The sequence below is a fragment of the Microvirga aerophila genome (assembly GCF_003332305.1).
Classification (GTDB): Bacteria; Pseudomonadota; Alphaproteobacteria; order Rhizobiales; family Beijerinckiaceae; genus Microvirga; species Microvirga aerophila.
In genome coordinates, this window is the sequence record NZ_QOIO01000003.1 from 104119 (window position 1) to 129279 (window position 25161).

The 25161-nt window shown below is 58.3% G+C and carries 19 protein-coding genes, 1 tRNA gene and 1 pseudogene; 11 read left to right on the forward strand and 10 right to left on the reverse strand.

The features are described 5' to 3' along the window. Positions 1-32: 32 nt before the first annotated feature. Positions 33-2282, reverse strand: coding sequence for a UvrD-helicase domain-containing protein (locus tag DRB19_RS02885; RefSeq protein ID WP_114184525.1), 2250 nt, complete (start codon positions 2280-2282; stop codon positions 33-35). An 11-nt stretch (positions 2283-2293) separates the two neighbouring features. Next, positions 2294-5728: a PD-(D/E)XK nuclease family protein gene (locus DRB19_RS02890; RefSeq protein WP_114184526.1), complete on the reverse strand. Its 3435-nt coding sequence runs from the start codon at positions 5726-5728 to the stop codon at positions 2294-2296. An 859-nt stretch (positions 5729-6587) separates the two neighbouring features. Between DRB19_RS02890 and DRB19_RS02895 the strand changes: the two genes are divergently transcribed. From DRB19_RS02895 to DRB19_RS02925, 7 genes are all read left to right on the forward strand, one after another. Continuing rightward, positions 6588-7739: a hypothetical protein gene (locus DRB19_RS02895; RefSeq protein ID WP_114184527.1), complete on the forward strand. Its 1152-nt coding sequence runs from the start codon at positions 6588-6590 to the stop codon at positions 7737-7739. Then, complete coding sequence (locus DRB19_RS02900) at positions 7736-8761, forward strand: hypothetical protein (RefSeq protein ID WP_114184528.1); 1026 nt, start codon at positions 7736-7738, stop codon at positions 8759-8761. Before DRB19_RS02895 ends, DRB19_RS02900 begins: the two co-directional genes overlap by 4 nt. Next, positions 8758-10713, forward strand: coding sequence for an Hsp70 family protein (locus DRB19_RS02905; RefSeq protein ID WP_114184529.1), 1956 nt, complete (start codon positions 8758-8760; stop codon positions 10711-10713). Before DRB19_RS02900 ends, DRB19_RS02905 begins: the two co-directional genes overlap by 4 nt. A 130-nt stretch (positions 10714-10843) precedes the next feature. Next, a complete protein-coding gene (locus DRB19_RS30695; protein WP_210207437.1) occupies positions 10844-11827 on the forward strand; it encodes a hypothetical protein in 984 nt (327 codons plus the stop codon). Continuing rightward, complete coding sequence (locus DRB19_RS02915; protein WP_114184530.1) at positions 11827-12108, forward strand: hypothetical protein; 282 nt, start codon at positions 11827-11829, stop codon at positions 12106-12108. The genes DRB19_RS30695 and DRB19_RS02915 overlap by 1 nt, the downstream gene beginning before the upstream one ends. A 98-nt stretch (positions 12109-12206) precedes the next feature. Beyond that, positions 12207-12986, forward strand: a complete 780-nt coding sequence (locus DRB19_RS02920; RefSeq protein ID WP_114184635.1) for a hypothetical protein — start codon at positions 12207-12209, stop codon at positions 12984-12986. Between the two features lie 125 nt (positions 12987-13111). Then, positions 13112-13717 carry a hypothetical protein gene (locus DRB19_RS02925; RefSeq protein ID WP_114184531.1) on the forward strand — a complete coding sequence of 202 codons (606 nt, stop codon included), beginning with the start codon at positions 13112-13114 and terminating at the stop codon, positions 13715-13717. Between the two features lie 7 nt (positions 13718-13724). Here the strand turns inward: DRB19_RS02925 and DRB19_RS02930 are convergent, their stop codons facing one another. The 5 genes from DRB19_RS02930 to DRB19_RS02950 all read right to left on the reverse strand — a co-directional run bounded on the left by DRB19_RS02930 (position 13725) and on the right by DRB19_RS02950 (position 20935). After that, positions 13725-14252, reverse strand: a complete 528-nt coding sequence (locus tag DRB19_RS02930) for a hypothetical protein (protein WP_147021661.1) — start codon at positions 14250-14252, stop codon at positions 13725-13727. 96 nt (positions 14253-14348) lie between these two features. Then, the gene (locus DRB19_RS02935) at positions 14349-14858 is read right to left on the reverse strand and encodes a hypothetical protein (RefSeq protein ID WP_114184533.1); all 510 of its coding nucleotides are present in this window, start codon (positions 14856-14858) and stop codon (positions 14349-14351) included. Then, positions 14858-16027: an ankyrin repeat domain-containing protein gene (locus DRB19_RS02940; protein WP_114184534.1), complete on the reverse strand. Its 1170-nt coding sequence runs from the start codon at positions 16025-16027 to the stop codon at positions 14858-14860. The genes DRB19_RS02935 and DRB19_RS02940 overlap by 1 nt, the downstream gene beginning before the upstream one ends. A gap of 145 nt (positions 16028-16172) precedes the next feature. After that, entirely contained in the window at positions 16173-18194 is a 2022-nt protein-coding gene (locus DRB19_RS02945; RefSeq protein ID WP_245439245.1) for a DUF7017 domain-containing protein, read from the reverse strand. Beyond that, positions 18191-20935 (reverse strand): ATP-dependent DNA helicase, encoded by a 2745-nt coding sequence (locus tag DRB19_RS02950; RefSeq protein ID WP_245439246.1) that lies wholly within the window; start codon positions 20933-20935, stop codon positions 18191-18193. The genes DRB19_RS02945 and DRB19_RS02950 overlap by 4 nt, the downstream gene beginning before the upstream one ends. 402 nt (positions 20936-21337) lie before the next feature. On the opposite strand from DRB19_RS02950, the gene DRB19_RS02955 reads away from it, so the two are divergent. The 3 genes from DRB19_RS02955 to DRB19_RS02965 all read left to right on the forward strand — a co-directional run bounded on the left by DRB19_RS02955 (position 21338) and on the right by DRB19_RS02965 (position 22267). Next, complete coding sequence (locus DRB19_RS02955; RefSeq protein WP_147021662.1) at positions 21338-21538, forward strand: hypothetical protein; 201 nt, start codon at positions 21338-21340, stop codon at positions 21536-21538. Between the two features lie 127 nt (positions 21539-21665). Then, positions 21666-21923, forward strand: coding sequence for a BrnA antitoxin family protein (locus DRB19_RS02960; protein ID WP_420870157.1), 258 nt, complete (start codon positions 21666-21668; stop codon positions 21921-21923). 11 nt (positions 21924-21934) lie between these two features. Continuing rightward, entirely contained in the window at positions 21935-22267 is a 333-nt protein-coding gene (locus DRB19_RS02965) for an MliC family protein (RefSeq protein ID WP_245439247.1), read from the forward strand. A gap of 30 nt (positions 22268-22297) precedes the next feature. On the opposite strand, the gene DRB19_RS02970 is transcribed toward DRB19_RS02965, so the two are convergent. Together DRB19_RS02970 and DRB19_RS31795 are read right to left on the reverse strand one after the other, a co-directional pair. After that, a complete protein-coding gene (locus DRB19_RS02970) occupies positions 22298-23269 on the reverse strand; it encodes a tyrosine-type recombinase/integrase (RefSeq protein WP_245439248.1) in 972 nt (323 codons plus the stop codon). 36 nt (positions 23270-23305) lie between these two features. Next, positions 23306-23572, reverse strand: a pseudogene (locus DRB19_RS31795) (integrase arm-type DNA-binding domain-containing protein); the annotation flags it as partial. 104 nt (positions 23573-23676) lie between these two features. On the opposite strand from DRB19_RS31795, the gene DRB19_RS29715 reads away from it, so the two are divergent. Further along, positions 23677-23774: transfer RNA gene (locus DRB19_RS29715), tRNA-Arg, on the forward strand. Positions 23775-23859: 85 nt separating this feature from the next. On the opposite strand, the gene DRB19_RS02975 is transcribed toward DRB19_RS29715, so the two are convergent. Further along, the gene (locus DRB19_RS02975) at positions 23860-24837 is read right to left on the reverse strand and encodes an NADPH:quinone reductase (RefSeq protein ID WP_114184539.1); all 978 of its coding nucleotides are present in this window, start codon (positions 24835-24837) and stop codon (positions 23860-23862) included. Between the last annotated feature and the right edge of the window lie 324 nt (positions 24838-25161).

The window sequence follows — 25161 nt, forward strand, 5'->3', positions numbered from 1 at the left end:
CGCCACGAGCAAAGTTGAGCGTTCCGACGATTTTAGTTTGGAGAGCGGCGATCAACCGAGCCGAACCATGCCCCGAGACGTTCAAGTGTACTCCGGGCGCGGATGACCTCGTCCTGCCAACTATAAGTTCTCCGCGGGGGGAAAGGCGCCGGATCCGTCATATCGCTCCCGAACATGATGACCAAATGTTCGGCTCTAGTCACGGCGACATAGAACAGGCGCATTTCCTCTTCCAGTGAATGCTGCAAAGCGGCGGCGGATTGCCTTCTGAACCCTTGCGATAAAGTATCGATCGGCGCGCCTTGGACGCTCACTTCAAGACCATGATCTGGATCGACCAATGACGATGGTCTTGAGTTACCACGGCGGTTCTGATGAATTTCGGGGATCACCACGATCGGGAACTCGAGGCCTTTTGCACGGTGTATTGTCATCACGCGGACAAATGACGGGTCGCCTGCTGCAGGATCATCAGCTTCCGGAAGGTCGCGATCATTCTCAATATCTCTGCGTAGGATGCTGATAAAGGTCCGAAGAGTTAGAGCTTCATCATCATCGAAAAGTGTTCGCGCATAGTCGCGTAAACGATCGAGAGCTAGTGCCGCATCGCTGAGACCTAACTCTCTGTAGTGATCCTTTAGACCAAAAGCACGTTCAACTGCACCGAGAAACTGAGGCACCGTCGCAGTACGTGCAGCAAAGCGAAGATCCATAATGGTTTTGTGGAGGTCAGTATGACGCGCGCTCAAAGCGTCTGTCAGCGGAGTTCCACGTTGGTGTCCATAAGCGAGCAGGTGCGCTTCCCGATCATTAATATCAACCTCCGAAAAATGCGGTGTTGCAAGTGCCTCAACCAAGGCGGCATCGTCGGGATAGCGGACAAGGAAATGTAGAAACCGGTACATCGCAACGACTTCCGGTCGGTGGAAGAACGGTGTTCCACTATCAGCCCTAGCATCGACTCCAACGTTGCGTAACGCTGCAACGCACTCTGCGACCTCTTCGTTAGTCCGAGTTAATACCGCGATGTGTCCTTCCGCAATTTTTCTGTCGGGTACATCCTCGCGGTCAATCTCGGTGCCAATCATACCCTTGATGCGGATGGCCAGTCGCAACAGGCGATCTCTGTCGTCTGCCGGAGCTGAAAAGATCACAAAGGGTGGCAGCTTATCTTTAGGTTCAGGGCTCGTATCTCTTGGGAGCAGTGGATCTCCTAGAGCTCGAAAGTTCCTGCGCATGCTCTCGAACAAAACGTTCTGTATGGCTAACAAAGGCTTGGTTGGGCGCCCGGACAGTCTAAGGGACAGCGGTTGTGTGCTGTTCTCCTCAGCGAAGCGATCGATCAACGCTACATCGGCTCCGGTAAATGCATAGATTGCCTGTTTTCTATCGCCAACTACGAGTGTCTTTATGTACCGTGAGAGCGCCCTCGCGATGACCAGTTGTGTCTCGCTTGTATCTTGAAATTCATCAATGAAGAAGAACCGGAAGCGCTCAGCTATCTGTTTCGATATTCGATCATCCTCGCACGTCGTCAGCAACTGAGCGGCCTTGATAAGCAATGCTGCGGCGTCTAACTGCTGGAGATTACGACAAGCCGTTTCGTAGTGCTCCTCAACTTCAAGAACTATTTGCGCAATTCTAACTCTATAGCGCTTGCTCTCCTCATCTGGCTGGCGCTCTGTGGCCTGGAGAAGAGCCTGCGCGCTGATGCCCTGATTCCGCGATTTCGTGAAAATCTCTGTGAGGCGCTTGCGCAATTGATATTCCTCCCATCCGCCAGGAAACGTAAGCGGTGAGAGTGGATCGTCATCCCGAGTAGCGAGTGCCTCGACAGTTTCGGTTATGGCTTGCGATAGCAACTGTTGCGCTGTGCTAACTGAGGCTTCGCGAGCAATCCCGATCGAATACCCGTATAGCTCGAGAATGCTCCGGCAAAATCCATGGATTGTTCCAATGTAAGCGGCTGTAATGCGCTCACGCTGCTCCTCCCAAAATCCACGCTGATCAGCGTCGCTTAAACTCGATGCCCGTTTAGACATCGCTTCCTGCAATCGATTCTTAAGTTCGTTGGCAGCTTTCCTTGTAAAAGTGATCAGGATGAACTGGTCAGCCTGCGCTCGTCGCGTCTCTATCAATTCTAGCACCGACGCGACTGTTGTGTACGTCTTTCCTGAACCGGCACCTGCACTAACCACTGTCACCGGGTTCTCAATCAGATGCTTTATTACGTCCCATTGTTCTTCAAAAACCTCAATCCCACAGGCGAGGGTCCGAGTCATAACTTAATCTCTCAAGGTAGTAGGCCCATGCAGGTGTCGTGCACTGGGCAATAGCGGCAATGATCGCCTGGATTCTTCGGGAAAGCGCCGGCTTGAATGTGCCGTACTGCTTCACGTAATTCGTCTGCCTTGGACACCTCCATCTTAGCCGTGCGAGACAGATGGAAGCTCATGTCGCCCCACCAACTCACAGCATCGTAGAGACGTGTGAATAATGATAGTTCGCCCTGCTGTGCAGGAATCCCAACATCCCTGCGCCCATATTGAAGCCACACCGCGCGGCGATTGGTCTCCCACAGGGGATTTGCCCATGTGCCCCGGAGTTCTAGGAAATCAGCAGACGCCTCGATGATAACGGTGCGTTCTGAATCGATACTCAACTCCTTAGAGAAGGAATTGGTGGACGATGTGATGCCGCACTCGGCGCCTCTCTGGATCATTTTGTTGGCCAACCATACGACTGATTGCCGGACGTCGCGTTCGACGGAAATCCAGGTCAGGGGATGCAGTCCTCTGAACCGATCAACAACAGCACACTTTGTAGCGGCAACTGCCGTTTGCAGGAGTTCCGACATCTCGATTGGGGCATGGCGACCGGGCGCAACTGCGTGAACGTGGGCGAAGATCTCAGCAATCCAGACCCCGCGCGCTATCCAGGCGAGTTGCCATGAGTTGGAATAGCAGCGTGCCCAGTTAGTTAGGGCCTCCAGCTTGAAGCGATAGGGACACAGCTTAAAAATGGCGATTTCGGCGATATCATACCGGCTGCGATGAACGCTGATATGGTGCCGCGCGGGGAGGTCGGCCGTTACGACCTCCTGGCTCGGAGGTGAAGGTCGGGGAGCAACCACATTTGTGCGAACAAAGCTCCCAACCATGTCTAAATAAAGCGAGGCTCGGTAGGTCTGCTCCCAGTCCCGTCCAGCATAGGAAAGATAGAGTCTGTGCTCGGCGGCTCTAAGTACAGCGAGGAATCGATAGCGCTCACGCTTTATATGCTCCTCCAGGTTCCACTCGGCTCGCGGCCACCGCGGTCCGCCCGAGGCCGGCATATTACGGTCATCAAGACCGAGGAAGAAGACCGTGTGGCATGTTACGTTATCGATGCCTTCTGGACCAACAACCCAAATCCGGTCCGGCTGCTTTCCCGCTTGGCTGCCGGGCAACTCACCGTCACTGATACCAGTGCCATCAGCACGTTCGCGAATTAGCCCGTTAAGAACCTGACCAAACTCCCCTGCGTCCATCAATACGGAGTTAGCGGACGCTAGGTCAGCGAAGGCATCCCGGATACTCGTAAGAACCTCCCGCTCTGCCAGCAATATTCTGTCTGGATCAAGACGCTCAATCTCGTCCAACAGCAGAGCAATGTGATCACCAATCGGCTTCTCGCCCGATTGAAAGAGCTTTCGGCATAGGCGCACGACCGTATGGATTGTTTCGCGCCAAAGCCTCAGATGAGTGTCCTCAATCAGAGATGAGGGTAATCGAGCGTATAAACTTCCGAGTAGCCCCGGTCCTGCCTTACGTTGTAGCTCAAGGCGACCAAAAGCCTCCAACCAATCTCTGGCTGTGCGACACGAAAGGAACTGCTGGGCTGCAATTGCAGTAAAGGGTTCAATACTGCGCTGCGCGGCAGCTCCAAGCCAACCTGAAGCCAATAGTGTAGCAAACTGCTCGGCGTCGAGATCTAAACCGTCTGATTCCCAGACTTCGTAGAGGGTTAGTGCAAAGCGGCCCACCGGCGTTAGCAGTAGTTGACGCGGCGGCACTGAAAACAGGTCCGGTTTGCCACGCACCTCTGCTTCCTCCCGCAATAGAGGAACGGTTCCTTGTGGATCGCTACACACAACCGCTATGTCTTTCGGTAAACGGGAATCGTCTGGATCAGACAAGGCTGCCAGAATGCGCTCAACGCAGGCAGCCACCTCATCATTCCTGTGTTCAAATCTATCGACCCGAACACTGCCATTGGAAGGATTTGCCCCTGCAGGTACTTGATTTGAAAAGAGTCCTTGCTGAAGTTGAACAAGCATGTTTCCTTGGCCGACAGGATCTGTGCGGATGTCGAGGATTGTCGCGCCATTCAGGAAGTCTTTATAGGTGTCATCTAGAGCCGCGAAGCCCCGACTCTGTTCTGATCGGTAGGGTTGAACCACCCAAACCCGAGCACCCTTTTCTGCACATCGCCATATGAAATGGCGTTGAAGCGGCGTTAGTCGCGTGAAACCCTCCATCACGACCGTCGGCGTCGGCTCATAGACGTGGTCCAGATAATGCCGGGCTGCTCCCTCGAAGGTCTCGCGCCTTCTCCCAGCATTTTGTCGCTGACGCCGGAAAGAAGCCTGTAGTCTGACAGCGAGATCCCGCAGTGCAGGGTCGGCCCAATCATGGTTGGTGGAACCGCTGCTAACTGCAAGATCAATTCCTGCCTCCTCCAATTCTGCAAGCACATCTCGCCATGCGAATACATCGTGGCGGAGTTGCTCCGCGGCATAGGCATCGTGCTCGGCTACCTCACGGATTGCCCGGCGGATTAGGACGCGCTCCTCGGAACGAGATAGAATTGGTCGAGAGATGAAGTGGCGCAGCGCCTTACTGAAGAGGAGTTGCACCTCCTCAGTTTGTTCGGCATCTGAACGCAGATTCTTCCTTACCTGATGCTGTCCTCCTAAAGCCTCAGCACTCCGACGACGTTCGAGTGCCGCGGTAGCAACAAGATATGTGTAAGGAGCTTCCAGACCGATCCCAATCGTCGAGCATAGTTGCTGGGCCGAGGGTGGGGTCCCGGTATACCGTAGGATAGTGACTCGTCTGGCGATGGCGGTACGATCGTCGGGATTTACCGTTGGGCTCCCCTGTACCCTAGCTCCTCCAGATGACCAACGATCCGAACTGCCGAGTACCTCCGATAGCCGGCCCCAACTGGCTTCATCAACCATGTCATGGGTCTGGATGGCTTCGATACGCCGAATAAGGGCCTCTGGGGCAAGGTCCTCAGTAAATAAAATACTGTCCCCGGCAGCCAAGCCGCCAAATCTCTCCTGCCATTCCTTTCTGCTGACGAAGGGCAGTGCCACGAGATATTCCACCGGCATACCGGCGATCCCCCTATCCCGTAGCATATCCTTCAAGGCGAACATCTGTGTTCGTGCCTGACTGTGTGGCTGCTCCTGTGTGCGGTACCACCCTGCCATTTGCCAGACACTGCCATTGATTGCGTCGATATTCGCAATGCGGCAGCCCTTGCATTCCAGGATCAGGAGACGCCGAAAAGGCAAGACGAGGAGAATGTCGGGTTCATATCGGGTAAAACCATCAGATCCGGTTATCGGCAGTCGATAGTATGCACCACCTAGCACGGCCTCGAGACCGACCTGTAACGCTGTCCAGACAGCGTCTTCGCCGGCATTGGCATCATACAGAGAAGTCGGATAGAACTTCATAGAGCTCTCAGACGTCGACCAACATGGGTATGGACCACCGTTCGCTTAATGCGGGGCAGAAATCTTGTTATTGTACTCATCAGCAGAAGCAACATTGTATAGAGTTACATTATCGGCGGAACTTACTAATATTGCTCGATATTGCTGCTGGGAACGCCAATAACCAATCTTGGTGGTAAAGTTCAGTCGGACGCTGCTTTCTTCGCACAAAACGGGTCATAATCTTAAATTTCGCTGCTCAATTTTGCGCTCTGATCACTGTTGCGAGCCTCATCTATGGTGCACCCATTCTGTTCTGCCCACTGCTCAGCAATACACTCGTCGACGCCGCCTTCATCGATCCGCATTACGACAGTTTCGTTATTCTAGTCTTGGCGCCGAGTCTTTTGCCTGACCCATCAATTTTCCCTAGCTGTAGGATGGGAATATAAGGGGGCCGAGAAAATACTTCTAGCGCATCAGGCGACTCTTTAGAACTATGCCCCTAGCCAACTATGCTCTGCTTTCCGAGTTGGTCCGGAAGGAGGGGAGAGAGCAACATTATTGCGTTTTAGGGCGACGAACTGGGTAAAGTTGTGCCTAAAAGAAAGCAGTCATGAACTGCTGATCATCGCAAGTTGCGGAACCTCCAGCACTACGGATAAGAGCACTCCGCTCCCTAAGCTTGGCGTTAACGCGGACTATCCTCAAAGCGTGACAACGGATGCGGATTGGTGTCTGGGCGAAAACCCTCCAGGGCCTACCTGGGCGTCGCACGTGAAACGACCCCACACGAATGCCCCCAAGGTCTTATTGAACGGTGACTTCATTCCTTCTCCTGTTACCTTTGCATTCAAAGAACAGGGGGGCTCGATTCGAAATGCCAACGTTCGGCTGGGTCCAAGAGGACGCTTGGGACAGGATACTGACTGCCACCGAAAGCGTGCCGGAGCCATCCGGTGAGCGGGCGCCAACATTCGCATGTCCGTTCTGCTCCCGCATTCTCCAGACGCCGGCCGAGTTCCAGGCCCATTTGTCGGCGTCGCACCATGTCGCGCGTCCCATGATGCTGATCGCCGGTAAGGAGCCGACCTCCTCCTTCGTCTTACGGGAGCGTGTGCTGCCCTCCGACATCGTCCTCGCCAACGTGACCTCTGCCAGCCTTTCAATCGACGGTATCTCCTTCAAAAAGATCACTGCGACAGAGCTCGGGCGGGCATTGGCGAGGACTAACCTGGCGACAGTGCGAGTGCGGCTTGAGAACGCTGCCCAGAAGGGGACCACCCCGGTCACTGGCGGCTATGACCTCTCGATCCGGGTCGCCAGCTCCGCCGCGCTCCAGGCGGTCGAGCGCGCCTTCGAAGAGCACCTCAACGTCGAGGGGCTGTCAGTTGGGACGGTCGACAGGTTCCTGGCGGATCCAAGGTGCGCCGGCGCCGCGAGCGATTACGCGACAGGCATGGCCGAGTATGCCTTAGGGCTGCTGATCAAAGAGCGACCTCATGGCCAGGGCATCACCTCGCCTTTGGAGCGCTTCCGCGAGCACTTCGGGTCCGCGAATTTGAAGCTTTCGCCCCACAATCGACCGTTACCCGCGCTCTTGTGCGCTCTCATGCGCTTTGCGCTGAACAACTTCTCTGGCGCCGGCGTACCAACCGGACATGCTGGGCTAGATGCAGCCACTGCGATCCTGAGGGGACCGAGCTTCCACGGTCCGCCAATTCCGACCAGCCCAGGGGGCGCGACGCGGCGGGTATGTCCCATCGATCACGGTACGAGCCGTATTCTCCTCCTGGCGGATCGCCTTGCCGGCACAGGACGGTGGAGCAGTGTCCTACAGGACGAGTGCCGACAGGTGGCAGGTGCCGGGACCTTGGACCTGATGGACCAACAAAAGGCCCTAGCCCTGTGGGCCTTGGCGGCTTGGCGCCTTGGGGCTACCCGTGATGCCATTGAACCCTTGGAACGCATTGCGGCGACATACCCATTCGCCGAGTGGGCTTCCTCCTATCTTGAAGCGGTGAGCGCGTGAACGACCAATCCCCTGAAACCCCCGCCCAGCCGCTGCAGCAACCCGATCCGGATGCGCCCAGGGCTGCGAAGTCTGCAAAGAGCAAGCGTGCTGAAGGTCCTCCTGTGGAACCGACCCTGACAGCCTATTTCGGCAAGGACGTGGTTCAGCCTGGTCCCTTCATCAGGGCGGTCCGGTCGGCAAAGATCCATCGGTTCATGGATGACGACATCAAAGCTGCGTCCTCCCTGGCTCCCGAAACAGATCCAATCGGATCGCGCTTGCTCGCACTCGCCGCCATGCCGACGCTGCCGAAAGCAGTTGAGCGCTGGATCTGGCCCGAAATCCAGGCTTTCCTGCAGACAAGGGTGCCTGCGGCCTTCGAGCCGTTCGACGCCGATGCCGATGTGACGTTCAGGCGTATCCACCGCGAGGTATCGCCTACCCTAGACGCTTCGGACCAGCAGCGGCGTCAGCAGGGCGAGACCCTTCTCCTGATTTCGCTTGCATGGCTCGGTACGCAACGGTCGCTCGACATAGTCTCGACATTGGACACCTTGCGGGACACCTTTCCAGGTACCGAGGACTCAATCCGAGACGTGGTTCGGAAGGGTCTCGTCTCCGGCAAGTTTTCGGAGGTGAAGAGAACGGCCGCGGTGGCCACCTTCATTGGGCACGCCCTGAAAGAGGCCCGCGCTTCGCTTGATATGGAGCGGCAGCGCCGGGCAGCCGTCGAGGACAGGCTTGGGGAAGCCAAAGCACAGATCTCGGATCTGACGGCACAGAATGAGGTTCTCTCCCAGGAGCGGGGCCGCCTCGCCTCCGAGTTGGAGGCGGCGAAGCGCAGGCTTGAGGAAAGTCAGCAGCACGCCGGGCATGACATCGTGGAGCTGAGGTCCCAGCAGACACTTCTGTTGAAGAGACGCATCGCACCGCTGCTGAGTGACGCGGTGGACGCGTTAGAGATCGAGCCTCCTGTGCCTCACATCGCGATCAAACGCCTGAAATCGGCCATCGGCACCATTGAGGAGACCACCCGATGACCGGGATGACATTTGGAATCGACTTCGGCACCACCAACAGCCTTGCCGCCTCCATCATCGGCGACCGTCCGGTCCCGCTGGCCGACGACGAGGGGCGGCCGCACCCTTCCGTGATCTGGTACCGCGGAAGCGACATCGTGATCGGTCGCGAGGCGAAGCAGCATCTCGATATCGACCAGGGTGGTGCGCCTCCAGGCTTCGTCCGCTCGCCAAAGATGAGCCTGCGCCGCCAGGGGCCGATCTTCGTGGATGGACGTCCCGTCGATCCGGTCGATGCGGTTGCGGAGGTTCTAAAGCACCTCAAGAAGGATGCGGCGGTCGCCCGCGAGAGGGCGCCGGGCCGCGATCTTGGACGCGCCGTGATGACGATCCCCGTTGACTTTGGTGGGCCGGAAAGGCGAGCCCTCCGGCAGGCCGCTCGTGCCGCCGGCATTTCGGTCGTCCAGTTTGTGCATGAGCCCGTTGCGGCTCTCTACGGTTACCTTCGTTCGCAGCCGGACATGAATCGTGAGCTCGCCCGTCTGGAGGGGCGGTCTGTCCTGGTGTTCGACTGGGGTGGCGGCACCCTCGATCTGACGCTCTGTAAGATCCAGGGTGGCTCCATCATGCAGGTGGCCAACGCGGGTGACAACGAGATCGGAGGCGACGAGTTCGACAACAGACTGCGGAACCTGTTCCGTGCCAAGCACGCCACCGCGCACAGACTCGATGACATCTCGGCCCTGGAGCAGCCTGGCATGGCCGCGAAGCTCCTGAACCAGTGCGAGTTGGTTAAGATCCACCTTTCGAACCCGAACACCGAGAGCGAGGAAGTCTTTATCGGCAACTATCTCAAGGTGGAAGGCCCTTCTAGGCACCTTGTCAACTCGGTCACCCGGGCCGAACTGGAGGAGGCAAGCCAGAGCATCGTTGCACGAGGCCTCGCGCTCATCGACTCGGTCCTCGCAAGGGCCCGCCTGACCTACCAGGACATCGAGCTCTGCCTCGCAACAGGCGGCATGGTGAACATGCCGGCGATCCAGGCTGGGCTAACCGAGCGCTTCGTGGGACGAGTTCCAAAATTGGGCAACGGCGACCGCATCATCGCGGAAGGAGCTGCCTGGATTGCCCATGACGGGCTCCGTCTCACCTTGTCCAAGCCGATTGAGATCCTTGTGGCCGACAGTTCCGGGCGAGGAGCCTATTACCCCCTCGTGCCAGCCGGCCTGCAGCTGCCCGTTGAGAACCAGGTCATTCCAGCCACCAATACCCGGCTTTACTGCGTCGATCCGCGGGAAGGGATTGCGGTCGTTGAATTGGCGAAACCTGCCCGAATTGGAACAGCCAACCCGGAGGATCCGCGGAGCACCCTTTGCGTGCTCAACCTGCCGGTCGACCCAAAGGCGCAGCCACTCCTGGAGCGGCTTGAGTGCCACCTCCAGATTGATCACGACTATGTCTCCACCGTCATCCTGCGCTCGACCGGGCGCGGTGCCGAGGCCAGGTCTGAGTTTCACGACCTGGAATTCGGTTTGGCGCTCCCGGTCAGCCATTCGGCCGAGGCAGGCGGAGACCCGGAAGGAGGCCACGGGAAGCCCAAACGGGGACCAGCATCGGTTGTGGCCACCGCGACCAGTACTGTTACCCAGCGCACGAACCTTGCTATCAATCCAAATGGGACGCTTTCCACCGACGACCTTTGGAAGCTCGTCCCGGGTGACATCCTTGCACAGTGGCGGCCACACCACTTTGACAATCGAACTGCCACACTTAGTTCGCGGCAAACGTTGGAGCGTTCCTTCTATACTCCATGCTCACGTTGCAAGCGTCTGGAATCCCAAATCCTCTCCGAGGGGCCGGTTGAGGAATGCCGTGGCCGACGCTGTGGTGCTGACCTGCCACCTAAAGCTCCCGACCACCCACCGCTGGCAAAGGGTTCGCCAAGGGACCAGTTTACGGGGCCAAATGCTTGAACAAACACGAACGCCATAAGCAAAGATATTTTTGGGAAAAAGGACGTCCTGCATCCCATTGACTCATTCATGCAATCTCCCCATAACTTCGCCAGGAAGCGGGATATCCCGCTTCCCAAGTGGAGTGGGCATGGACACAAACGATTTATATGAATTGCGTCAGAACGAATTCGGCGCCGAGTACGAAGACTTCGAAGGCGCCGACATCGTCGGCTTGGTCGTAAAGACCGGCGATTGGTTGGAGGCTCTTCTGATGAACCAGAATGCCGTCAACGCGACGATGACGGTCCTCTACGAGCAGCTGTTTGGTGCCGAACACAACGACGGGCCTAAGGGCTGGCGCGAACTCTGGGATAGCGTCTCCCTAAACGACCAGCTGATGCCGCGCGGTGCCCAGTTCATTGTCTCGTTGAATGCCTTCGCCTTCTGGGGCCTGCGCCCGGACGCCGCATTCTTCGAGCTGGGATGCCAGGACAACATCGATGCCGCCGTCGAGGCTTACGTGGCACGTGCCCGTACGCTGCTTGACGCCATCCCACCTGGCTGGGGCGAGGTGTCGGAACTGCGCCGAACGGTGTTGGCCTCAGAGGCGCGCATCCGCATCGACACTGGCAAGGATGTCACGTCCGAGCAATTGGCTGCCTTGGCCCGCATCAGCCTGAAGAGCATCAAGAACATGCTGACGCCCAAGGCGGGAGCAAGTGACCTCCGTCTCAACGCGGCTGGCGAGATCCCTGGTGCCGACGCTCTCCGGTGGTTGGAAGGCCGTGAGGATTTCAAGTCGTCGATCTGGCGCTCCGGGTCTGCAGTATCTCTGGTGCCTTCATCGGTCGAAGCCGAGGATGTTGGTGAGGTCGTATTCGTTCCCGTGGCCAAGGACGGCAGCTGGTTCGATCCGGTCGAATGCCGGAACTCGCGGGGCTACACCATCGGTCCTAAGGGGGCCGAGGAGCCAGTCGAGGATTACCGCCTCGCACTGGAGCGCTTGGCGCGCATGCGCACTCCCTACTGGCGCCGTCGCAACAGCGCCGGGAACTGGGGCATCGTCGCTGGCGTCTCATGGCAGCGCCGAGTCGTTCAGGAGCTCCCTGCCGTGGAAGGGGAGGGCCTCTGATGCAGGACGATCGCACGGTTCACGTCCGCGAGCGGCTCAAACAGCGCGCCATCCCGCCCTTCATCGTCGACCTCCTGCAGCGTTTCGGATCCTCGATGCGTTGCGGCGGTGCCGAGCGGCTGTTCTTCGACAAGGCGGCCAGGCGCCGTCTGAAGGATTATCTGGGCGGATCGCGCGGACTGCAGGCCATAGAGACTTGGCTCAGCGTATACATGGTCCTCGGGGACAACGGCCTCGTCGTTACGGTTGCCCATCAGGAGGGGCGCTTCCGGCGCCCCTGATCACCCACCTCATTCTGTAGCTCTAAAATTTCGGCTGGGGCCGATCCTGCATCGTCCCGTGACGGCCGTCCCATGTCCAACAGCGAGTGCACACCATCATGGAAGACCTCCTTCCCCGTTTTGCCGAGATCATTGCAGCCTCCTCTCAGGCTGAAATCCAGTCCGACCCGTCCTTGGGTGGCCGCCTTGTCCTGGATAGCCAAGACCCGTTTTGCGTGACCTACGCTCCGTTCGATCATATCAATAGTGGTGCCCGTGTCGTGCTCGTTGGCATCACGCCAGGTCGCCAGCAGGCGGTGAACGCCCTTGTGGAGGCCCGGAGGCAGTTGGCGGCTGGTGCGGACATCGGGGCCGCCTCGAAGGCTGCGAAGGAGACGGCCTCCTTTTCTGGCCAGATGCGCCCCAATCTGGTGGAGATGCTCGATTATATCGGCTTGCATAGATGGCTAGGCATCCGGTCGTCCCTGGAGCTATTCGGTACCAGTGCTGGACTGGTCCACTACACATCCGCGCTCCGTTACCCAGTCTACAGTCAGGGCGAGAATTACTCCGGCTCATCCAAGATCACCTCGCATCCGTTGCTGCGCCGCTATGTCCGGGAATTCCTCGGTGGTGAGACGCGCGCGCTGCCCAATGCTGTGTGGGTCCCGCTCGGCCCTTGGCCAACTGCGGCTCTCAACCTGCTGGTGCGAGAGGGACAGCTTGATCCGGCCAGGGTTCTCGACGGCCTTCCGCATCCGTCGGGCTCTAATGGTGAGCGCATCGCATACTTCCTGGGACGCAAGACCCGGGAGCTCCTGTCGAACAAGACCAACCCAGACCTAATTGATGCCGCCCGTGCTAAACTTGTGGGCCGCATGGCTGGATTGGCGGCATAGGCGTGATCTTCGATCCTCCACCCGCCGATTTTAGGTTCGGTGGAGGATCGCTCAGTCGACTAGGGTGACGCCAGCCATGGCTAAATTCCCCTAGCCTAGTTGAGCGCAACTCACGGAGTGAGCAATTGTCGGAATACAGGGACTTTGTGCGTGATTTCCCATTGCGCTGTCACGATCTCCTCAAGACCTTCGAGCCAGGTGCGAAGCTACGGGACAGGGAGGTCACGCTCCTTTTGGCCGTGGCGTCCGCAGGGCTGGTAGTGCCATACGAACGGCTGCGTCCTGATCGCCCTCACACAAGCGGCGATGCCCAAAGGTTTAGCCAGGCTGCCGCGGCGTTGGCAGAAGAACTGGACAAAACGCTAGAGAGCTTCCTGGGAGAGGCAAGCGCGCGGGAATGGCTGGTCGGCACGACGAGCGGCCTGAACGGCCCCCCAGACGCATGGTCAGGTTTCGGAGCGGTGAAGCCGGCCAACAAAAAGCGTGCAAGGACTATTCTTAAGACCGTCCGGAATGCGCTTGCCCACGGAAACGTATGGGCGCGGGGAAACCCTATAGGTGAGCTGGTCCTGGCCCGCGAGATCTGGGTTGACGAGAAACTGCGAGAATTCGAGTTCTTAAGGGCGTCCCCTCAAGCCTTCCGAGGCCTGCTGGACACTTGGTTCGATGGCCTCAAGAAGCAGGACATCAACCACATCGCTGGAGCCGTGGCCCTCGACGAGGCTGCCTAGGGCTAGATCAGACGGCACCAGGCAACCTTTGGACTGCGATAGGGGTCAGCCCAGCGGCCTCTATGGTAGGCTCGATGATTGGTGAGAAAGAATATCCATGCCTGATGAGACCCGACGGCCGTCTCATCTTTCGAAACAGGCCACCCCGCTCGTTTGAACCATCCGTGATGATCAGACCTCGCCCATTATGGAACAGAGGGAGGAGCTTCCTCATGAAAACGTCGCCAAGGACGAAGACGCGGCTGCCGCCCTCCCCATCGCTGTCTCTCCGGTAGAACAGAACATCGAATTCACCCAGTTCCTCCAGTGCCTCTACCGCGCCCTTCCGGAGCCAGGTGACCCGAGGCTTGGTGGCAGAGCGCCAACGAGAGAAAGCGGGAGCGAGCGCATCGTTCGGGTCACAGAAGACCACTTCATCGACAAGCGGGGCGATCAGGGAAAGTGGCTCCTCGATGTCGCTCTTGCAGGCGGGATAGAAGGCCCGCCCAACATGGCGGGAGATGTGAGCCCGAAGTCCTTGAGCTTGCTCGGTCATGCGCATTCCACGTCATATACTTCGTGACGGCGAAGGATTGGTCCCGTTGTCGTTCGCAAACCATGACCAACGACAGTAGGCCGTCTCGCCTTCCAGTCAGAAAGGAATGCCGACAATCCATCTCAGCACCGACAATGCGCTGAATGGGTTGACGTAATCCGTGAACAGCGTTTCCGTAACCGCGTGCTCCAAAGCCTCGTTGGATATGTCCGAGTCAATGAGGTGAGCGTGAGAGATCCCGTCCGCCACTTCCGACGTGACCACGAAGGGGATGTCCGGGTTTTCGCTCATGGACGAGAGGACGTATCCGGGGCTGTCGGTGGCCTTGAGCTGCATCTCCAGCATCAGACCCGAGCCCTGGTCGACAGATATGTCAACCAGGGGATGATTCGTGGCCTCGAACACAGACGCGGCAATCCCTTGGTCGGCCAAGTTGTTGACGTAGAGTCGCTCGAAGAGGATGCCCTTGATGTTGCTGACATGTCCCATCCGGAACTCATCCTCAACGTTCGCGAAGTAGTCCAGGATCTGCCGGGAGTCGGCCAGTTCGAGATCGTCGTACCCCCTGCGGACGGATTCGAAGATATCTTCCGCTTTGATAGCCATCAGTAGGTGGCACCTTTCTCCCTAAGAGCCGCAATGATCGCTTCTTCCTTATCGTTTTTGAACGAAGGCGCGCTAGCAATTGAGAGCGCAGTCTTATTGGAAGGTGTCTTGGCATTGACATCCGCGCCATGCGAAATGAGTACCTTCACCGCAGACAGGTGCGTGTTTTTGCAAGCCCGCATCAATGGTGTCCAGCCCTCACGGTCAGCTTTGTTGATCGCAGCACCGCGTTCGATAAGGATGGCGCAGAGACGATCATTACCGTGCGTCGCCGCCAGATGAAGGGGAGTGTTATCGTTAGCATCCCGCACGTTCACAGTACTGACCCGCGCCGCCAGCACCTCAGCGATCTCGTAATGTCTTAGCCTGATGGCCAATGATAGAGGCGAACTGCCATCGCTAGACTTCGCGTCGACGTCAGCCCCCTTTTCGATGAGTGTCTCTACAATTTCCTTGTCGCCGCGAATAATCGCGAGTGAGAGCAATGGAGTGCCGTCATGGAAGGCGAGATTGGGATTGGCACCACCTGCGAGCAGAGACCGGAGCACGTCGTAATAGCCGCCGAGGAACGAGGATATTAAGGCAGCGCTCTCGTGCTTTGGACCAAATTTAGCGCCGCGCTCACGTAAGTCGTTCGCGATCTCATGGTTCTGCTTGAAGAATGCGCCAGCGAGAGCGTTCCAACCGTCGCTGGTACAGATATGGATGTCTGCACCGTGTTCGATCAGGAAGTCGTAGGCGGGGCGGTTGCCAGTGATTGAGGCCCATATCAGAGCAGTCCACCCATTGCTGTCACGCACCGAGATCTCTGCACCATGGCTGATCATGAAGCGCGCTAGATCGAAATATTCGTTCTCCAGTGCAGTTCTGAGCGGGCTGCGCGAATTGTCAGCGATCAGGTTCAGCTTTGAGCCCTTAGCTATAAGAATTTGAGCGACATCCACGTATCCGAGGCTCACGGCCTTGCTTAGGTTGGGGCAGGCCTGCTCGCCCGGATCGTAGTTTGGATCATTCGCCAGTCGGCGTGAGATCGTGGAAAAGCCGGCGTCGAGTGCGAATGTCAGAGCACTCGGTAGCTCGTAACGGACTTCTTCAGGGTCGCCATTGACGAGGATTCTCTCGACTTCCGAGATGCAGCCAGACTCCACTGCTTTTTGTAAAATCGACATGCTTTCTTGCTCTCATGGATCGAAGAAAATCTATTATGAATAGTGGTCAATGCATCTTGGAATTGATCGCGGTTAAACGCCTCAACCACAGGCACCGGCCGGGAACGATCTTCCACCCGGCGCCTTTTGCAGCTTGGGTAGTATCTCAATCGTTATCGTCCCAGGTTGTGTCGTCCTCTGCATCGCCGTCAGAGCCGCCGAGGGATGTGGCCCTGATAGCCTTCCAGCCCCATGTGTTCCGCTTCTTATTGTAACTAATCACGGCAACACCTTCCACCGAGTCTCTGTCGGAAATGCCAGCAGACGCGACAAGGTCGGGTGGAATGAAGACCCCGTCAGAGGTGAAGCCAAGGCCGTTGCGGACCTCAACCTCATCGCTGAAGGCCTTCCAGATATCTTCGCCTGGCCTTCTGGTTGTGGGTGCAATCGAGAGAACGCGGGACCGAAGGCCGTTGCGGCTGTGATGCCGGGCCATGCGCACGGAGACTGCCACACCGGGTTCCGCCAGGCCCTGAAACTCGGCCAAAGGACAGGTTCCGTCTACATCCCTTGCCACTATGAAATGCAGAAGCGCCTTCTTATGATTGATGTGGTCGATGATCCCGTACAGCTCCGGAAAGATGTCATAGGGTGCACCGTCCTCGCGCGCCTGGATGCGGTGTACGGTGGATCTCCACGGCTCCTCTTGCGACGTCTCCATCTGTAGTCTGATCGGAACACCCGGTGCCTTTCCTTTCACGTCAGGATGCGAAGCCGAGACGCTGATTTCCAAGGGAAAGGGAGAAGCCTTGACATAGATACGTTGGCGACTCCGATTTTTCTGTCCATCCTTACCTTCAATGACGAATTGCTCTCCGAGCGTTGCGTCAGTCCAAGGAAGGTGGCGAAAGAGCAATTCCTCGGCTTGCGTCTTGAAGCGGTCATAAAACGGTCTGCCGGAGGGAGCAGAGGTGGCTCCTTGAAACCAGTCGCTCTGTGCAAGCTGATCAGCTTCAGAGGGAATGCGAGTTCCTTCGCGCCGCTTGTGCTCGATCACCCTCTCGACCTCGGCCCTAGCCTGTGCGGGATGGCCATCCGACAAAAGGCGTGCGAACTTGAGCCGAACCTTGCTGACGAAGCTGTCATCCTCCGAGCATGATAGGGCCTTGGCGTAGCAGGATAGGCGCATCGGCGGATCCGCTTCCAGGTCACCGAGAATTTCCCAAGCCCAGTACTCTCCGGCTTTTTTACGCGCGAACTCTACAGCGAGCTGGCGAGCCTCATTGAGCCGCCCCAAACCACGTAGCAGCTTCACCATGTTGAGCTTCAGCCAGATGTTATCCGGGAAGCGTTCCAGTGCGCGCTCCACATAGGGCAAGATGAACTGCATCTCATCGGGACGCTGCCCCTCGGCCGCCTCCTTTGAGGCACGCTGCAGTACCAGTTCGGCAAGAGCCGGAAAGACCTTGCCATCTTCGGAGGTAGACGCCTCATAATCCTCAGGGCGGAAGCTCTCCAACTTCCATAGCCGCGCGAAAGCCACGAGACGCAGATGGTCAGCCTGGGAGAGCCGCAATGCGTATTGTAGGATGCCGCTGTGTAGCAAATCCGGGTCGGATAATTCGAGTTTGATATAGGTGTTGAGGTGCTGCTTGATCGCGCCGACAGCAGACTGAGACAGATCTTTGCCTCCGGCCGCCTTCAGAATGGACTGAATGGCGCGAAACAACTCCCAACCAAATGATCGCTTATCTTCGACCTTCAATTTGCCCTGGGATCGAAGTGCCGCGAAGACACGGATAGCTTGCTCATGCTGCCCATTCTTGCTGAGCTTTTTTGCCTCCATGACTGCTCGTCGGTCTTCATCAGCCAGCGCCAGTGCCCGCTCTCTGTGTTCAGTAAGAAGGTCGTCTCCTTGTGGAACCTGGAAGGCGGAGAGCTGTCCTATGTACTCTTGCAGGGGGCCAGGTTCCCTGTCGGAGGCATGCCGCTTGACCAGGTCAATAAGGCACCAACCATAGGCCCTCCAGGTCCATTCGTCGGCCTCAGGAGAGGAGATGAGGTCAAGCGCCAGCCGATATGCATCATCGAGACTGCCGCCCTTGCGTAGCGCGGTGACCTCCTGCGAGAGCCTCGCAGAACCCGGTCTACCGCTCTTGGGTCGCGCCGCGAAATTCAAGATGCTCACAGGATGATCTCCGAGGTCAGGATCTCAACCACTTCAGGGACCAGACGGGCGGGTATGGCACTTGTTTTCACCGGCATGCAGCTCTTGAACCGGTTCCTTCCGTCGTAGAAGATGTCCACGACGGCTGTGTCACCTTCGCGCGCGAAGGTGTACCTCTGGCACCACTGGCGCTCCTCAAGTGAAGCGACGCGGATGCTCCTGGGCTCAAGCAGGGGCAACAGGCGGTCATGAAGATCCCTCAGGAAGGGGAGGGCCGGACCTGCACCCAGTCCGGTCGCCGTGCCCGCTGCAGCAGACATGGGCGCGGACCAGTTCTGGCCGACCAGCGGGGCAAGGAGAGCGCGAAGCTCCTCACCCAAAGGTCCCGTCTGTTGTGGCATAACCGAGCCGATCTTGAATTTGCCGTTGTAACTGATGTTGACCCGGCACGTCGCGGCGCCTCGACTCAGGTAATAGGCCTCCTGATACTGATGATGGGCGACATCATCGATCACGATCCCTGTATCGCTCAGGATCACCCGAATCTTGGCGAGCACTCCCGATTGAAAGGCTTCCCGTGGCGACACCATCCCTCCGGCAGGCGTGGAGACCGCACCGGTATCTGGAGCAACTGGTGCCTCCGCTGCAGGGCTAGACCACCAGTCGGCGCCGGCGACCTTGAGCCTGATCTCAGGAGGGTTAACGAGATACAGCTTGCCACTTGCACGGGTCATCGCCGTGTAGAGCCAGCGGAAGTAGTCCGCAGTGCGGGGGTTCTGCCCCGTCTGGCAGGAGACGAAGACATCGGTCCATTCACCGCCCTGCGCCTTATGACAGGTCACGGCGTAGCCGAACTTGGTTCGGAGGGCGTTGAAGTAAGGGTCCTGCCGCAGAACCCGACTGAGTTCATCGCGGTTCTCGCGCCTTCTGAGATCCGGGTGGCGTTTGAGGAAGTCGACATAGAGCGCGCGTTGCTGAACCCCTGAAAGACCGGACTGCCTTCCATGCAGAAGGTCATCGAGGATCTTGACCCTCACTGTGGAAGCATCTTCATCGAGGGCTGGAAGCGCAATCTCGACATCCCGGAATGTCAGAACAATCTCGACGTCCTCCACGACCCCGGTATCGGGGTTACGATCCTTAAGGGTGACGGTTCGCCGTTCGATTGCAGTCTCCACGCCGGAGACGTGGACGAACTCTCCATTGGCCAGGAACCTATCGCTCACGTGACCATTGGCGGTGACGATCAGGACGTCTCCTGGAGTAATGAAGTCCTTGTCGGGGAAGAGATGATTTCGGATGCTTCGATTGGACTCTGCAGCCTCAGCATTCGAATACGTGATGACGATGGGCTGGCCTCCCCCGGTTCGGGCTGCCATGTAGAGCGGGAGGACATCGTCGGAGCGGATGCGGCAGACATCCTCTCCGAAGTCGAAGCTGAGCCCGCTGAACTTGGCTTTCTCCAGGCTGTCGCGAAGAGGCATGACGTTGCGGATCACGCCGCTGTCCGCCTTCTGGCGCACAATTTCCTTCAGTTCATACGCCGCCGGCTCCAAGCGGAAGTGCTTGCGAAGGTAGTCGGAATCGAGCGCCGGGGAGTTCGACATTCCAACAGGCGGCAGCTGTGACGGGTCCCCCACAAAGATAATTTTCCTGTCATTGGCGCCGTTTGCAAAGTCGGCGTATGACATGAAATCCTGCAGCAGGTATCCCGATCCTGATTGAAAGAATTCGCTTTCGGCATAGGCGTCCGACACCAGGGAGGCTTCATCCACGATGTAGATCGTGTTTGCCTGGTCTGAATTGGTCCTGATCGGGGCGTGAAATTTGAATGTCTCGGAGCCTGCAGGAGTATCGCGATACTCCTGCAGGTCCCCGTAGCCGTATAGGAAACTGTGCAGGGTCCGGGCTTCGCGCCCGGTTTTTTCAAGGATAACTTTTGCCGCTCGCCCGGTGGGCGCCAACAGTTGAAATGCTCGTCCCTGGGCGGAGAGATACTCAGTGATCCCTTTGATAAGGAATGTCTTGCCGGTCCCGGCATATCCCTTGAGCATAAAGACGCGCTGATCACGATCCGCCAGGAAGCCGGAAACTGCGGCCAAGCAACCGTTCTGATCGTGGTTCAAATCGTCCGAGAACGCATCGTGCAGCGCAATCCGGGTGCGCAGCGTCCGCACCCTCGGATCGACCTGCGCCATCGCCTTTGCGACCGCCTCTTGTATCCGGAGGATGCGGTCTGCAGGAAACTTCAGAATACGACCGGGTGCCCCCGTTGCTGTCGACTGCCTCGCGGGGGTGGCGTCAGCCTCCACCGGCGACGATGAGGGCGCTTCGGTTTCCTTTATGTCCCGTTGCGGCGTGAGCCACTCGATGTCTGGGCGCATGAAACGACAGAACCAACAGGCGAGCGACCAAGCGTCTTCAAGAAGGCTTTCCGCCTGCGCTGGCGCCACCCGGCCATTGTGAGCGGCCTCGTTGCCCAGCTTGCGGATGGTGTGGAACTTGGCAAGCAATCGGGCATCCAGCAGGTCGCCCTGCTCCAGTCGAACGAGTCGATCAAAGTGCGTGTCGTTTTCGACGCGATCCAGACCAAATCGGTTGAACAAATGCATGACCATGGCTTCGGTGAAGCCCCGCAGGCGGATCGCGGCCCGGTCAGGCTGCTGGGCGCCCGCCTCTTCGGCCATCCGGGCAGACTCATGGAGGTCCGGCCAGAACGGTTCGAGAAACCGGAAGCTGTTCTTGTTGATTGCCGATTCCACGATGCCCCGCCTCTTGGATTTTATTTCGAATCCTAGAATGGGATCCTAGGCTGAGGACTTACTGCCGCCAAATCCGTTTGATGGGAATTGTTTGGTTAAGGCGTCGCATCAGACAGCATGGTTACCCGGCAACATGACGGCTGGCCGCTCGCGGGTGAATCGAGCCATCGCCTCCATGCCCCATGAAGGACTCCCTGGCCGGACCATCGGTTTGCGGCTGCGAAGGCTTAGGGAAGGTCAAACGGCGCACCACACGGCGTTGACCCCGTTGAAGCGGATGCCCAAGATGAATGAAACGTTGTTCCGCAGGGCTGCCAAGCGCAACCCAGTGGCGTAGGGAGAAGATTCGCAATGGCAGCGCGGGAGCGAACCTATCGGTGCGTGGGAGGCCCATGCGAAGGCATGCTCTGCACCTTGGGCGAAGAGCGGCGGATCCGCCTCTCACTCCAGGACGGCAAGGCTCCCACCACTCCCCCAGACAGGGCCCCGGCCCTATCGGGCGAAGCCGCCGACTATGATGTGCGCCGGCTTCTGGCACCCAATGGCCGGTGGCACGAGTTCCTGGTGCTGTCGGCCTGGACCAGCATGCAGGCGACAGTCTGACTCAACCGCGGGCGACGGTGTTGATAAAGGCCTGCACACGGCGCCCGGCGGCGTCAGGGGGGCTTGAAGTTGCTGAAGCTGTCCGCAACGATGGTTCTGACATCTGCCCGAAACTGCTTGAGAGGTAGTGGTTCATCGGGAGGAAGACTTATCGAGATCACCTAGAGGGCGGCGTCCCAGCGATCTATTGAAGGCGGCCGAGGCTGCGTTCAAGAAAGTTACGGCGAAGCCTGTTGGGGGGCCTCCCAAGGCTTCGGCCATCCCGGGCGTGAATGAGACTGTCACCCTGCGCATTGACCAGGAGGTGCTCGAATCCTTCCAGCAGGACGGCCCTGGATGGCAGGACCGGATCAACGCCGCTTTGCGCAAGGCGGCGGGCAAGTGAGGGATCGTTTCGTGAACGACGCAACCCGTGTTCCGGGCAGAACGGTCTTGATCGCCCTCCTGTTTGCGGGCGCCGGCACAGGGGCGGCTGCCCAAGATCCCAAACCTGTTCACTACACCTGCGCGGACGGGACAAAGCTACAGGCTACGTTCTCTCCCCCGAGCACCTCAATGGGTTCGGTCAAGCTGGACTATGCTGGATCAACGGTGGAGACGACGCTCCCGCAGGCCATCTCTGCGGATGGCGGTCGGTACACACACGGCGATGTGGAGTTCTGGATCAAAGGAACGGGCGCCACCCTGACCCGGGCGGGAAAAGCGACGACCTGCCAGTCTAGCAGTTAAACCGCACCTTCCGGCCTGATGAGAGCATGTTCACGATAGGTCGTCCCTTGCATCTCTAGTCGGTTGTCCGCCGTGTAGGCTGCCTAGTGCTGCCGCAATCGATTTACCAACATGATCATTGGCGATGCGGATTGGGTCATCCGCCAAGTGAGAATAGCGGGCGGTGGTTTCGGTGCGCTTGTGGCCCAGGAGCTTACCGATCATGGGAAGCGTGAGCCCAGAGTTTACAGCCGCAGACGCGAAGGAATGACGCAGGTCATGAAGACGAACTCCTTCGAGCCCGCTAGTGGCACAGATCCTCTGCCAAGGCTTCTGGAGGTTCACGAGGTGGGCTGATGGCCGATTCCCGCAAATCACGTGAGGGTTACCGTTAGTGCGTGGAACCCTCTCAAGAACCTGTATGGCGGGCTTGTTAAGGAAGATCAGCTTTTGCCCTGTCTTTGAGTCAGGGAGTCGGATCATCTGCTTGGTGAGGTCGATCCACTCCCACTGCAGCGAGAGGATTTCGCTGAGACGGGCGCCAGTCAAAAGGAGCAGCCGGAGGGCAGAAAGGGCATACAGACTCTCACTTCCCTCGATTTCAGCAGTATAAAAAGCGGCACCGAGTCGCTCAATCTCCTCAAGGCTTAGGTAACGCTCCCGCTTGGCTTCCCGGTACTTCTCGATATGGCGCGTCGGGTTAGCTCCCGCAGAGCGCCAGCCCCATCGTTCCGCAAGGTTGAACATCTTGGACAGGAGGGAGACGCAGCGGTTTGCGATTCCTGGGCCTCCAGCGACAACCGCTCCCCCATGGAAGCTTGTGGATCTCGACGCGCCTGGCGTGGCTGTTTCCCCATTCCGAACAGCCCTTTTGAAGCGGTCAATATCGGCTTGAGTCACCTCGGATACCGGGAGAGCGCCCAACAGGGGGAGAATATGATTACGAATATTGCTCTCATCCGTCTGGATGCTGCGGGGCTTCTTATGCTGACGGGCATGCTCCTGCAGGTAGCGTTCGCACAACTGAGCAACTGTTGGCTTGGCGGAAGCCGCCTTTCGTGCGGCCGTTGGATCCCCGCCGCCCCGGATCGTGCCCCATAGCCGCTGAGCCTCATGGCGGGCGGTGTCAGGGGTCCACGGCGATCCATGTTCGCCGATGGTGAGCCACCGTTGCCGCCCCTGGATAGTGGCCTTGAGAATATATACTTTGGCTTGGCGTTGGCACCGGACCCCGAAGCCGCGGACCTCGGAGTCCCACGCGATCTGACCCGGTTCAAGGGCGTCGACCAATCGCTTGGTGATACGGGTACGTTTGAGCTCAGTCATCGGTTCCTCGCCGGATTGGAGCACCCTTCTAGCTACAGGCTAGCTACAATGGTGGCGAGAAATGGGCAGAAAACATGGGTAGTTGCTAGGTCTAAATTACTGCAGAGTGAGAAGTATATCAAGGTAGACCGAACCTAATAGGAGACTGACTAGCGGTTTCCTAAACCGTAGGTCGGAAGTTCGAGTCTTCCCGGGATCGCCAGTATTTTACGCCCTCACGAAATGCCGTGGTTACTGCGTGGGTGGTTCAGAAGCCGCCCTCATCGCCTGAGCCACTGCCTCGCCGGTCAAGGCCTCACCACCACGTTCCCTATCACTGTTCCTTGCTCGACACGTTCGTGTGCTTCGATCGTCTGATCTAAAGGCAGGCTTGCTCCGATGGCATGGTGCAGTCGCCCCTCATCCATCCAGCGGGTCAGGTCCATAATGCCCTGAACACGGGCCTGGGCCGAAAGCTCGTAGACGAGGAAGAACCGCACTGCGGCGCCGCTGAGAATCATTGGTCCAAAGTCAAAGGCCGCCTGCGGTGAGTTCGACCCATAGGCGACGCAAAGTCCGCCCGGTGCAACGATCTTCGGAAGCAGAGATGCGTTTCCGGCCATATCAACTTCGACCACCCGGTCGACGCCATACCCGCTTGTGATCTCGCGAACTCGGTCGGGCACCGATTCGGTCCGGTAATTGATAATCGCGTCAGCACCGGCTGCCCGGGCATGCTCCTCTTTTTCGTCCGAGCTCACGGTGGCGATTACCTGAGTGGCTCCAAGGAGCTTTGCCATCTGAATGGCATAGTGTCCGACCGCTCCAGCACCGCCCGCAACCAGGACTATCTGGCCTTCAGGCGAGCCATCCGTCGTCATGGCGCGATGCGCTGTCAGGGCCGGGATCCCCAGACAAGCTCCCGCTTCGAGGGAAACCGCGTCGGGGAGTCTAACCGCCTGTTCAGACGGCACCGCAATGTAGGTTGCGGCTGTCCCAAAGGCCCGCTTCCATTGACCGTTCCAGATCCAAACCCGTTCGCCAACCCGGGCAGGGCCCACCCCAACACCCACACGGTCGATGATGCCTGCCCCATCGCTGTGCGGGATGACTCGTGGCGCAGTCATTGGGCGTGAGCCCGAGCGTGTCTTCCAGTCCGAAGGGTTCACGCCTGACGCATGGACGTGAACCCGCACTTCACCTGGGCCGGGCTCCGGATCAGGCATCTCGCCGAACTGAAGCACCTCACGCGCTGGACCATTCCGCTCGTACCAAACTGCCTGCATCGAAAAATTCCTGTTCCTTGCCAAAGAGAGCTTAGCGGAGTGGCTGAACCCGGCCAGAGTCCAAGAACAGAATTCGTCGGGAAAGCTTGGTCAAAAGACGGAATGACTGAAGGACAAGGGGGCTGGCTGCGCCGCGGCCGTAGGTCGGAAGTTCGAAGTCTTCCGGGGATGGCCATTTCCTGGTCGCGTCGGGCGACATGTTGAGCGGACGGGCTTTTGCCGCGCGATTGAGCATCGGTTGAGCGTCTGGAAATCATTTGCACGACCCTGGTGTGCGATTCCGGCCGTCCTTACACTCATGCGCGTATGCACCGGCCGCGGCCC